The following is a 12,350-nucleotide window of genomic DNA, read 5'->3' as shown; positions in this document are numbered from 1 at the left end:
TAGTAGGGTGTGCAATAGCCGCGTTGCAAGTAAAGTGGGGATTTGCGGATGTTAGATCAAAATAAAGTTGAAGATGATCTATCAAGAAGTCTTTTATTACAGAGAAAAAGTCTTGTTTTAATACAGAAGGGCGATCGGCCTGTTATTGATGTTGCAAGTAATGCTACCTATAATGGGAAAGAGGCTTCTTTATTTGCTTTTTTAAAGGAAAAAGTAGTTTTTTTCTGGAAGTGGCTGATTGTTTGCATAAACAAGGAGGTTTCTTTTGGACTGCTATTCTTATTAGTTTTGGTATTTTTTTCTACAGGCATTATTTTTTATTTCAGTTTAGAGCAAGAACCAAGTTGGAAACAATTTGTTGTATTGATCATTATATTCATTGGCTTGTTATATGTTTTACCGTGTTATCGGAAAATATGGATTATAACTGGATTTTTATTTTGTATTGTATTGGGCGCTTTGGCAGCAAAAATAGAAACATGGCATATGTCTACACCAATGTTGAGTAGGGATGTTGTTACCATATTAACAGGACGAATTGTTTCTATTAATTCTATAGAAAAAGGGGGATTTCGTTTAAAAATAGATGTTTTGAGGACCGAAAAACCTACTTTACACTATAAACTAAATCGGGCGTATTTAGTAGCAAAGTCTTTGCCATATGGGTTAGCTCCTGGCGATGGCTTATATGGAAAAGTAAAGCTTCGTGCTTTATCTGGAGCAATACGTCCAGGAAGTTATGATTTTAGTTTTCATAATTATTTTAAAAGAATTGGTGCTCAGGGATTTTATTTAGGGAAACCGACAAAGATATTGGTTTTTCAACCTAATACGATGCTAGGAAGAATTTTACAGAAAATTGAAAATTTACGAATGCAAATGACTCAAAAAATTATTAAAGTGGTTAATGGAGAAGAGGGGAGAGTTTCTGCTGCTTTAATAACAGGACAGAGAGGAGGTATTTCAAATAATACTAATGAAGCATTACGTATAGCTGGATTGGCACATATTTTGTCAATATCAGGTCTACATATGGCTTTACTGAGTGGTATGGTTTTTATTATTGTACGGAGCTTTTTTGCGTTTTTTCCAGTTTTTTCATCTTATTACTCAGCTAAGAAATTTGCAGCCATTGCTGCATTAATAGTTACAGCTTTTTACTTGGTATTATCTGGTGCAAATATTGCTGCACAAAGAAGCTTTTTGATGGTTGCCGTTATGTTGATTGCTATATTGTGTAATCGTTCTGCTATGACAATGCGTAATTTTGCTATTGCTGGTTTAATAACCATGGCTGTTAGTCCGCATGAAATATTAGGGCCTAGCTTTCAAATGTCATTTTCTGCAACCGCAGCTCTAATTGCTTCTTTTTGCTGGTGGAGTGATGGACGTTTTTCTTATAAAGGAAACACAGTATCTTCTTATATTAAAGGTAAGATATTTCGTTTTGTCTTTTTATCCATTGTTTTAACCTGTATGTCTTCATTGATAGCCGGTTTTGCAAGTGGGATTTACGCGGCTTATCATTTTTCTAATGTGGCTCTTTTGGGCGTTATCAGCAATACTTTAGCTTTGCCTATTGTATCAATTTTCATCATTCCATTTGGTCTGATTTCAGCATTTGCAATGTTTTTCGGACTTGAATGGTTGCCATTAAAGATTATGGGATTTGGTACGAGTCTTATGATAAAAATTGCTTATGCTGTAAAAGCTATTTCTCCTGTTTTAAATCCTGGATTTATCCCGTTATCTGCATTGATTTTATTAAGTATAGGCTTAGTTGGACTCACTTTTTTAAAAACAGCTATCAGATTCTTTTTTAGTTTCTTTATTTTGGGAGGTATTTTAGTTTGTATGATGCAGTCACCTGTACAATTAATCATAGCAGATAATATGAAAATTGTCGGTGTTCTCAATAACGATATATTATATATTGATCGTTATCATCCTTCTAAATTTACAACATCTATATGGGAAAAATCGTTTCGCATAAATAAGACCATTAAACCAACAAAGGTTGGTCCATCTCTCAATGGACAATTCATTTGTGATGATAATATCTGTACAACTTTATTAGAAAATGGATTTAAAATTGCTATCTTATATAGAGAAACAGATCACTGTGTAAAAGCAGATATTATAATTAGAAAATTTACAACAAGTAATCAAACATGCAATGCAATAAATGCAATAACATTTACACCTCAACAATTATTGTCACGAGGAAGTGTTATACTAACTAAAAATAAAAATACTTTTTGGTCCTCTGCAGGCTTTTATAGACCATGGAATATTCACAGAAAATTTATAAAGGCTAACTAATTTTAATTTATAGCCTCTATACAAATTTGTAAAACCTCTTTCACGGATAAGTCAATGGCTTTCTAACATTCACACTCAGCAGAACTTGCATTAAGCTGACTATATTTTTCTTCTCCCATTGTGTTAAAAAGTTGAAGCTGGGTTTCAAGAAAATCAATATGATTTTCTTCATCTTCAAGCAATTCATCAAATAATTTCTTTGAAATATGATCGGAAAGTTTAGCACAAATTTCACGTGATTTTAAATAAAATTCTCGAGCTTCATATTCACTAGCAAGATCACATTCTAAAATATCCTTGAGGTTTTTTCCAATACGTAATGGCGTATAAGCTTGAAGATTAGGATGTCCTTCAAGAAAAGTAATACGTTTAACGAGTTTATCTACATGTTCCATTTCTTCTATAGATTCTTTGTGTTCTATTCTGGCTAATTTAGTATAACCCCAGTTTTCTATGAGAGAAGAATGCACTAAATATTGGTTAACAGCACTAAGCTCAAGAGAAAGAGCTTTATTGAGCTGTTCGATAATTTGCGGATGACCTTTCATAGTATTCTATTGTCCTATTTTGTTTTTAGTACTAGATAAAACTAACATAGGAAATGATACTTTACACATTTCCTTTATGCGGGTCATACCCTTTCTTTCCTTGAAAATAAAGGATTTAATAACATGAGGAAAATAACCACCACATTTTACTATGTCATCTCACTAATTTATAAATTAATCAGAAAGAATCAATAGTTAACAATCATTTTTTTTTAAATAGATATTTTTTTGGTATATATCTAATTTATAAGTTTATAAATTTTTTTTATTTTCAGACACTTAATTATTATACATAACTAAGTTTTTTATTAAAAACGAATTTGAGTATATAAGAAATATGCAATAGTTAATTACTATATTCTATGTGAATATTATTTTATATTAACTAGTATTTTAGCTAAAAGGTGACGAATAAATTTATAGTTGATTGAAGCAATAAATCGTTTTTTTATAATTCATAATGAATATTGCTTATTGATATACAAGGAAAGTGATTCATGGATATCCAAAAATTAAAAAAAATGGCTGCCGCTAAAGCTCTTGAGTTTGTGCAAGATGATATGCGTCTTGGTATAGGTACTGGCTCTACAGTAAATGAATTTATTCGTCTTCTTGGTGAGAAGATTGCAGATGGCTTAAGGATAACTGGTGTTGCTACTTCATATTATTCTGAGTGGTTATGTCGTCAATTTGGAGTGCCTGTCACTAATTTAGAAAAAGTATCTGAACTTGACTTTTGTATCGATGGAGCTGATGAAATTGGTCCTAAGATGACTTTGATCAAAGGAGGAGGTGGAGCACTGTTGCATGAAAAAATTGTAGCATCTGCATCTCGTGAGATGCTAGTTATTGCTGATGAAACAAAGATGGTGAAGACGCTTGGTGCTTCTGGGGTGCCGATAGAAGTTAATCCATTTGGTATGAACATTACATGCAAAGCGATTGAAAAGGTAGTTAAAGAGTTAGGTCTTTCAGGAAAAATTAAGTTGCGTATGAATGAAGATATTCCGTTTGAAACTGACGGGGGTCATTTTATTTTTGATGCTTTTTTAGGATCTATTGTGGATCCAAAGGTATTATCAGATGCGTTGTTAGGGATTCCTGGGGTTGTTGAGCATGGTCTTTTTTTAGGGGTTGCTTCTCGTGCAATTATAGCGATGGCAGATGGTACAATAAAGGTTCTAGAATCGGATGATAATTGAAGAATTATTAAAAAATTTAAATAAAATAATAAATTTGAACTACAATATTTATGGAGTCATCATTATAATGAGAACAACATTTTTTTTTCAGAAGTTTATAAGATCGCTTAGTACAGTTGCTATTTTGATTATGAATATTGGAATAACTTATGCACAAGATGTGAGTGATAAACATTTAATTTCAGCCAAAAAGATGATTAGCGCGATTCATGCAACTGATCAATTTGATAGTTTTTTGCCAATGGCAGTACGTGACCTTAAAGATAAATTAATAGGTGATGACCCGAACCTAGAAAAAGATATTTCTGAGATTGTTGATAAACAGGCGCTTGCTTTGGCTAAACGACGGGCTGATTTAGAAAAAGAAATTGCTTATTTATATGCAAAGCATTTTAGTCAGGAAGAACTTGATAAAATTGCAGCATTTTATATTTCTGATGTCGGTAAAAAGTTTTTGACAGAAGTTCCAACTATTGCACGCGACGCTTATTCTGTATTTGATTCATGGTGTTCTACCATAGTAGAAGATCTTATAAAAAATGTAGAACAAGAGATATCCCAAACACTCAATTTAAATAATTCTATTATTCCTACGGTGCCTACTTCTTCAAAATCTCCAACATAATAATTCATTGATTTCATAAGAGTTATAAGCAGTTTTTATTTAAAAAGCAGAAATTAAATTGCTATTTTTAAAGAAAAAAAGCACTCTGAAAATATTCTCTTTGTACAAAAAATATTTTTTATGACAAAGAAGAAACTTTCATTTGATGATAAGGAGCGATACCTATACAGTAAAGATGTACGGGAAGGGATGGCTTGTAATGTTTTTTGATTTGTTCGTTATTGGGGGTGGCTCGGGTGGAGTACGTGCTGCCCGTCTTGCTGCGCAGCTTGGTAAGCGTGTAGCTATAGCAGAAGAACATCGTATAGGGGGCACTTGTGTTATTCGCGGTTGTGTTCCTAAAAAATTGTTTGTTTATGCGTCGCAATATGCGCAAGAATTTAAGGATAGTATTGGTTTTGGGTGGAAATATGTTGATCCAGTTTTTAATTGGGAAAAATTGATTGAAGCGAAAAATAAAGAAATATTGAGGTTAGAGGAGCTTTATTGTCGGGGATTAAAAAATAACAATGTTCAAATTTATAAGAGTCGCGCTATTTTTATTGATGATCATACATTAGAGCTTTCTGCAACAGGCGAGCGTGTAAAGGCAGAAAAGATTTTGATTGCAACAGGGGCAACGATTGCTCCAAATTCCGCAATAAAAGGCAATGAGTTGTGTCTTACCTCTAATGAGATTTTTGATCTTGAGAAATTACCAAAGTCAATAGTTATTGTTGGTGGCGGTTATATTGGTCTTGAATTTGCTGGTATTTTTCACGAATTGGGTGTGAAAACAATATTGATTCATCGTGGTGATTTAGTCCTTCGTAATTTTGATGATGATTTACGTCGGTTATTAAGCGATGCGATGATTGAAAAGGGAATTTCTATTATCTATGGTGCTACAATTGCTCAGGTTGAAGCCAAAAATAATCAGTATAACGTTATTTTATCAAATGGACAGATTATTAGCACTGATCAAGTTATGTTGGCTACGGGGCGTGTGCCAAATACAAAAGGCTTAGAACTTCAGAAAGCAGGTGTTAAACTTAATGAAGATGGTGCTATTATTGTTGATGAAAAAATGACAACAAATATACCTCACATTTGGGCTGTTGGTGATGTAACAGGTCATATTCAGTTAACACCTGTTGCTATCCATGAAGCAATGTGTTTTATTAAAACTGCTTTTGAGGACACTCCAACTGTACCGGATTATAATTTAATTGCGACAGCTGTTTTTTCGCAGCCAGAGATTGGAACTGTTGGTCTTTCAGAGGAATATGCCATCCGTTGTTATAAACGTGTTGAAATTTATCGTACACAATTTCGTTCTTTGCGTAATACCCTTTCTGGTAATTCAGAAAAGATGTTTATGAAACTGATTGTTGATGGTGAGAGCCGTATTGTTATTGGTGCGCATATTTTGGGAGAGGGGGCTGGTGAAATGGCACAACTTGTTGGAATAGCGCTAAAAGGAAAGCTGACGAAAGATATATTTGATGAAACTATGGCAATTCATCCAACAGCAGCAGAAGAGTTGGTAACGATGTATAAACCGAGTTATATATATGAAAATGGAAAGAAATTAGAAAGTTAAATAGTGGGTGTTATAGAGAATTACAAAGCTTTGCATGTTGTAGGCTGATTATTAGGTTTTAGAGAGAATGCGATAACGAAAAAATGGGCACCTGAATCTTGGAGAAAAAAACCAATTAAACAAGTTCCAACTTATCCAGATAAATCTGTATTAGCGGAAGTTGAAAAAGAACTGCGTCAATATCCTCCTTTGGTTTTTGCTGATGAAGTGCGCAGTTTGAAGAATGAATTAGCAGCAGTTGCAGAAGGTCAGGCTTTTTTATTGCAGGGGGATTGTGCAGAAAGTTTTGTTGAGCATAAGGTTGATCATATCGGCGATTTTTTTCATGTATTTTTGCAAATGGCAATCATTTTAACTTTTGGCAGCTTTAAGCCAGTTGTTAAAATTAGTCATATTGCTAGTCAGTTTGCAAAACCACGCTCTTCTGATATGGAAAGAAAAGATGGTGAGGAATTGCCATCTTATAGAGGGGATATCATTAATGGGATTGAATTTAGTAAAACTGCTCGTATTCCTGATCCAAAGCGAATGTCTATGGTTTATCGTCAGTCGGCGGCGACACTTAATTTATTGCGTGCTTTTTCACGGGGCGGGTATGTTAGTTTAGAAAATGTCCATAAATCGATGTTAGATTTTATTTCTAATAGTCCACAAGGTGAGTGTTATGAGCTATTAGCAAAGCGTATTTCTGAAGCAATCGATTTTATGTATTTAATAGGAATTACAGCTAAAACGAGTTCCCTATTATCTAAAATATCTTTTTATACAAGCCACCAGGCGCTTTTGCTCGGTTATGAAGAGGCTTTGACACGAATTGATTCAACCTCTAGCGATTGGTATACGGCATCTGGCCATATGTTATGGATTGGTGATCGTACACGCCAGCTTGATCATGCGCATGTAGAATATTGCCGTGGTATTAAAAATCCTATCGGATTGAAATATGGTCCTTCTATTAATCCTGATGAGCTTTTGAAATTGATTGATATTCTCAATCCTACAAATGAGCCGGGTCGACTTACCCTCATTGTTCGTTTTGGTTATAATAGAGTTTGGGATTATCTTCCTAGATTAATTCGTGCGGTTAAACGTGAGAATCGTAGTATTATTTGGTCTTGTGATCCAATGCATGGCAATACGATTACTGCTAATAGTTATAAACACGTCCTTTGATCATGTTTTAAAGGAAGTCAAGAATTTTTTCTCAGTCCATCAGGAAGAAGGCACTTATCCAGGTGGCATTCATATTGAAATGACAGGATGCAATGTAACTGAATGCACGGGCGGTGCGAACGCTATTTCAGAAGAAGATCTTTCTGATCGCTATCAGACTCATTGTGATCCAAGGTTGAATGCGAATCAATCGCTTGAATTAGCTTTTTTTGTGGCTGAACTCCTGAAAAAGAGTCGTGAATGCTGATTCGTTAACTGTTGGAATGAAGATTTAGATAACAATCATATCATGTTATTTATTTCCAATTTTTATCGAATTAAGTACTTTTGATAAAAAATGTTTTGATGATTGAAACTGATTTGTGGTCACGCTAAATTGATACAATGACACAAAAACTTATAAAAGATGATTTGCGGATTGTAATTGCCCAATTGAATCCCATTATTGGTGATATAGAGGGAAATTTCACTCTTGCAGAAATAACATATCAAAAAGCTTGCGAACAGGGTGCTGATCTTATTTTGTTGACTGAGCTTTTTATAAGTGCTTATCCCCCTGAAGATCTTGTTCTTAAATCTGCTTTTACAAAAGCATGTGAAGATGCCGTTAAAAAATTAGCACAGCTAACGAAAGAGGGGCCAGGAATTATTATTGGTGTTCCGTTAAAACGTGATAACAGCATTTATAATGGTATTATGCTTCTCAATGATGGACAGGTGATTGCGGAACGCTTTAAGTGTGATTTACCTAATTATTGTGAATTTGATGAAAAACGTGTATTTTCACCTGGTCCGCGTCCTGAACCTATAGTTTATCGTGGCATGACATTAGGGGTTGTGATTTGTGAAGATATTTGGAACGATCCTTCTATTTGTGCTGAGCTTAGCCATAAAGGAGCTGAAATTATTCTCGTTCCTAATGGTTCTCCTTATCACCGTAATAAAACACAAAAACGTTTAGACATTGTTCGTGCACAAGCTGTGCAATCATGTGTACCAATTATTTATGCCAATCAAGTTGGGGGCCAAGATGAATTAGTATTTGATGGAGGTTCTTTTGCACTTGATGAACAAGGTCAAATAGCATTTCAAATGAAGCATTTCGAAAGTCATATTGCTTTGAGTCATTGGCGACGAAAATCTATCGGGTGGCAATGTATTTCTGGTCCAAATGAAGAACTTTTAGATGGGTTAGCTGCTGATTACTATGCCTGTGTTTTAGGTTTAAAGGATTATGTCAATAAAAACCGTTTTAAAGATGTTATTCTTGGCTTTTCAGGAGGAATTGATTCAGCACTTTGTGCTGCAATTGCGGTCGATGCCCTTGGAGCTGAAAGGGTTTGTGCTGTGATGATGCCTTATTATTATACATCGCAGGAATCATTGAAGGATGCTAAAGATTGTGCTCATCTTTTAGGTTGTCGTTATGAGATGATACCTATTTTAAAACCTGTTGAGAGTTTTTTGAGCGTAATGGCTCCTATTTTTTCAGGGTTGCAAACTGATGTTACAGAGGAAAATCTTCAAAGTCGTATACGCGGGAGTGTTTTAATGACTCTTTCAAATAAATTTGGTTCGATGGTAATAACAACAGGCAATAAATCGGAAATGGCAGTTGGATATGCGACGCTTTATGGCGATATGAATGGTGGTTTTAATCCTATTAAAGATATTTATAAAATGCAAGTTTATAAATTAGCTGAGTGGCGTAATAAAAATCACTTACAGAATTTATTGGGACCAAAAGGAATTATTATTCCATCTAATATTATAGAAAAAGAACCTTCTGCAGAACTTCGAGAAAATCAAAAAGATGAGGATTTTCTTCCTCCTTATCCTATTTTAGATGATATCTTGCAATCTCTTATAGAAGATGACATGAGTGTTTCTGATATTGTTAAACGTGGACATTCACGGCAAACAGTTGAGAAAGTTGAACATTTGCTTTATTTGGCTGAGTATAAAAGGCGACAATCTGCACCTGGTGTAAAAATTAGTTATAAAAATTTCGGACGCGACCGTCGTTATCCTATTACCAATCATTTTCGCGATAAAAGTTGAGCATTTTTTGATGATAAAAGTTCGTTTTGCCCCATCTCCAACAGGTTATATTCATATAGGCAATACTCGTATTGCATTATTTAATTGGTTGTACGCGAAGGCGTGTAATGGTAAATTTATTCTACGTTATGATGATACAGATTTTGAGCGCTCGAAACAAAAATACATTGACGCTCTTATGGTTGATCTCGAATGGCTTAGTATTCAACCGGATGAAGTTTATTATCAGTCTAAACGATTTAATCGATATAATGAAGTTGCAGGAATTTTAAAACAACTTGGTCTTCTTTACCCCTGTTATGAAACAGCGGAAGAATTGGATCGGCGTCGCAAAATACAACTTTCACGTAAATTACCTCCTGTTTATAATCGTGATGCATTAAAATTGACATTAGAAGATAAAAAAGCCTTTGAGAATCAGGGTCGTAGGCCTCATTGGCGTTTTCTTTTGCCTAATTTTGAAAATAATCCATTTCAAACTAAACGAACCGAAATTCATTGGGATGATATCGTAAAAGGTAGGCAGACGATTGATTTAGCTTCTATGTCAGATCCTGTCTTAATTCGCGAAGATGGGAGTTATCTTTATACTCTGCCTTCTGTAGTTGATGATATAGATATGGCTATTACGCATATTATTCGTGGAGGTGATCACATTGCCAATACTGGTGCGCAGATTGCTCTTTTCGAGGCTCTCAATGCAGTGCCTCCAATTTTTGGTCATATTAATTTATTAACGACGGCTTCAGGAGAAGGGCTTTCAAAAAGGAATAGTGATCTTTCCATTCGTTCTTTGCGTGAAGATGGCTTTGAATCTATGGCTGTCCAGTGTCTTGCAGTGTTAATTGGGACATCGCGAAATGTACAAGCATATCCTAATCAAGCTGCTCTTTTAAAGCATTTTGATCTCCAAGATACATCAAAATCCGCAGCAAAATTTGATGTTAATGATCTTCTTGTACTGAACAGTCATTTTGTTCATGAATTGACTTATGAAGAAATCAAAACACGACTTGAAAGATTTTCTATTTATGGAGAACAAGCAGAACATTTTTGGAATACGGTAAAAAACAATATTACTAAGGTCAGTGATGCAGTCCTATGGTGGAAAATTATTCATACTGATGAGAACTTTGATATAACTTCGCCTGAAGATCATGCTTATGCACAACAGTCTGTTCATTTGTTACCTGAGGGGATATTGAGTGATGAAAGCTGGAAAATTTGGACAACGGCATTGCAAGAAAAAACGGGTCGTAAAGGAAAAGCTTTATTTATGCCGTTGCGTCAAGCTCTCACGGGGATAACGCATGGACCTGAAATGGGGAAGTTTTTGCCACTTTTAGGGCGCGAAAAGATAATAAAAAGATTGACCACTGTGGGTAATGGAAAACTCTAAGCCTATTAGAGTGCTTAGTGCTTAGCTATTGTTATTTCTCAGTAACCGAACTATATAGCTTAAGTTTGATTTTTTATAAGCATAAATGCTGGAATATCATTACCAAATCCGATTGGAATAGAATTTTTATTTTTTTCATGACGTTGGTTTGATGATTTTTGTTTTTTTAGCATTTTTTTCGTTTGAGTTTTATGCTCTTTTTGAGCAGTTTTCTGTCGTGATTTTGTGGGTTTTGCTTTTGAAATAGTATCGTTTGTTTCATCATGAGCTATTAAAGTAGAAAGATCACCATTGAGCCATTCAATTTTTTCTTTGCTTATTTCTTCAATGGCATTGATATATTTTTCGTCAGCTTTTGTGACGATTGTAAAAGCTTTACCATTACGTTTTGCGCGCCCTGTGCGACCGATACGATGAATATAATCTTCTGCATGTGTAGGCACATCATAATTGAAAACATGACTGACTGCTGGGATATCAAGTCCACGAGCAGCAACATCAGAAGCAACAAGAAGTGTAAGTTTATTGTCTTTAAAATTAGCTAATGTGTTTGTACGTGAATGTTGGTCCATATCACCATGAAGCGCGCCTACACTGAAATTATGTTTAACAAGAGATCGGAAAAGTTCAGAAATATCTTTTTTTCGATTACAAAAAATGATAGCGTTTTTAAGTTCGTCACCTTCCTTGTGAATAAGTTCTCTTAAAATAGCTCTTTTATCCCATGGTTTACTTCCAGATTTAACAAGTCGTTGTGTGATTGTTTTAGCCGTTGAAAACGTTTTTGTAATTTCAACATATATGGGAGAATGTAAAAATTTCTTTGTTAATTGTGTAATTTCTGGTGCCATTGTTGCTGAAAAGAACAAAGTTTGACGTGTAAAAGGAGTCAATTTGCAAATACGTTCAATGTTAGGGATAAAACCCATATCTAGCATACGATCAGCTTCATCGATGACTAGAATTTCAACACCTACCAGGAGTAATTTACCACGCTCAAAATGATCCAACAGACGTCCTGGTGTTGCTATCAAAATATCAGCACCTCGTTCAAGTTTGCGATCTTGGTGCTCAAAAGAAACGCCACCAATTAACAGTGCAACATTTAAATTATGATGAATACCATATTTATCATAATTTTCTTTAACTTGGGCAGCAAGTTCTCGAGTCGGTTCTAATATGAGGGTACGCGGAATTCTTGCTCTTGCACGACCTTTTTCAAGTAACGTAAGCATGGGGAGGACGAATGAAGCTGTTTTACCAGTACCTGTTTGAGCAATTCCTAAAACATCTTTTTTTTGAAGAATATGAGGAATTGTCGCACTTTGAATAGGCGTTGGGGTCGTATATCCCACTGATTTTATAGCTTTAATAACCTTTTTTGAAAGGCCTAAATTATCGAAACTGTCCAAAGGTAGTATCATTCTTTCTTTTTGCT

General features: G+C 34.7%; 8 protein-coding genes and 1 pseudogene. 7 read left to right on the top strand and 2 right to left on the bottom strand.

Annotation, left to right across the window (positions count from 1 at the left end):
* Window positions 1-48: 48 nt before the first annotated feature.
* Window positions 49-2,322, top strand: a complete 2,274-nt coding sequence (locus tag T420_RS0103380) for a ComEC/Rec2 family competence protein (RefSeq protein ID WP_013545178.1) — start codon at window positions 49-51, stop codon at window positions 2,320-2,322.
* A 62-nt stretch (window positions 2,323-2,384) separates the two neighbouring features.
* Here T420_RS0103380 and bfr read toward each other — a convergent pair whose 3' ends face one another.
* On the bottom strand, window positions 2,385-2,870 hold the full coding sequence (bfr, locus tag T420_RS0103375; RefSeq protein ID WP_013545177.1) for a bacterioferritin: 486 nt from the start codon (window positions 2,868-2,870) through the stop codon (window positions 2,385-2,387).
* Between the two features lie 497 nt (window positions 2,871-3,367).
* Between bfr and rpiA the strand changes: the two genes are divergently transcribed.
* From rpiA to gltX, 6 genes and pseudogenes are all read left to right on the top strand, one after another.
* Window positions 3,368-4,072, top strand: coding sequence for a ribose-5-phosphate isomerase RpiA (gene rpiA, locus T420_RS0103370; RefSeq protein WP_026501140.1), 705 nt, complete (start codon window positions 3,368-3,370; stop codon window positions 4,070-4,072).
* Between the two features lie 67 nt (window positions 4,073-4,139).
* Window positions 4,140-4,697, top strand: coding sequence for a DUF2059 domain-containing protein (locus T420_RS0103365; protein ID WP_013545175.1), 558 nt, complete (start codon window positions 4,140-4,142; stop codon window positions 4,695-4,697).
* A 199-nt stretch (window positions 4,698-4,896) separates the two neighbouring features.
* Entirely contained in the window at window positions 4,897-6,279 is a 1,383-nt protein-coding gene (gene gor / locus T420_RS0103360; protein ID WP_013545174.1) for a glutathione-disulfide reductase, read from the top strand.
* A 72-nt stretch (window positions 6,280-6,351) separates the two neighbouring features.
* Window positions 6,352-7,699, top strand: a pseudogene (locus tag T420_RS06910) (class II 3-deoxy-7-phosphoheptulonate synthase).
* Between the two features lie 137 nt (window positions 7,700-7,836).
* Complete coding sequence (locus T420_RS0103350) at window positions 7,837-9,513, top strand: NAD+ synthase (RefSeq protein WP_013545173.1); 1,677 nt, start codon at window positions 7,837-7,839, stop codon at window positions 9,511-9,513.
* A 10-nt stretch (window positions 9,514-9,523) separates the two neighbouring features.
* Complete coding sequence (gene gltX / locus T420_RS0103345) at window positions 9,524-10,912, top strand: glutamate--tRNA ligase (protein ID WP_013545172.1); 1,389 nt, start codon at window positions 9,524-9,526, stop codon at window positions 10,910-10,912.
* Window positions 10,913-10,971: 59 nt separating this feature from the next.
* Here the strand turns inward: gltX and T420_RS0103340 are convergent, their stop codons facing one another.
* The gene (locus tag T420_RS0103340) at window positions 10,972-12,336 is read right to left on the bottom strand and encodes a DEAD/DEAH box helicase (RefSeq protein WP_013545171.1); all 1,365 of its coding nucleotides are present in this window, start codon (window positions 12,334-12,336) and stop codon (window positions 10,972-10,974) included.
* Between the last annotated feature and the right edge of the window lie 14 nt (window positions 12,337-12,350).

This window comes from Bartonella clarridgeiae ATCC 51734, assembly GCF_000518185.1.
GTDB classification, from domain to species: Bacteria; Pseudomonadota; Alphaproteobacteria; order Rhizobiales; family Rhizobiaceae; genus Bartonella; species Bartonella clarridgeiae.
This window is presented reverse-complemented; position numbering and strand designations above follow the sequence as displayed.

Bases quoted from the DNA above. Each gene is read 5' to 3' on its own strand.
- T420_RS0103380 (WP_013545178.1), top strand. From the start codon at position 49: ATGTTAGATCAAAATAAAGTTGAAGATGATCTATCAAGAAGTCTTTTA.
- bfr (WP_013545177.1), bottom strand. From the start codon at position 2,870: ATGAAAGGTCATCCGCAAATTATCGAACAGCTCAATAAAGCTCTTTCT.
- rpiA (WP_026501140.1), top strand. From the start codon at position 3,368: ATGGATATCCAAAAATTAAAAAAAATGGCTGCCGCTAAAGCTCTTGAG.
- T420_RS0103365 (WP_013545175.1), top strand. From the start codon at position 4,140: ATGAGAACAACATTTTTTTTTCAGAAGTTTATAAGATCGCTTAGTACA.
- gor (WP_013545174.1), top strand. From the start codon at position 4,897: ATGTTTTTTGATTTGTTCGTTATTGGGGGTGGCTCGGGTGGAGTACGT.
- T420_RS0103350 (WP_013545173.1), top strand. From the start codon at position 7,837: ATGACACAAAAACTTATAAAAGATGATTTGCGGATTGTAATTGCCCAA.
- gltX (WP_013545172.1), top strand. From the start codon at position 9,524: ATGATAAAAGTTCGTTTTGCCCCATCTCCAACAGGTTATATTCATATA.
- T420_RS0103340 (WP_013545171.1), bottom strand. From the start codon at position 12,336: ATGATACTACCTTTGGACAGTTTCGATAATTTAGGCCTTTCAAAAAAG.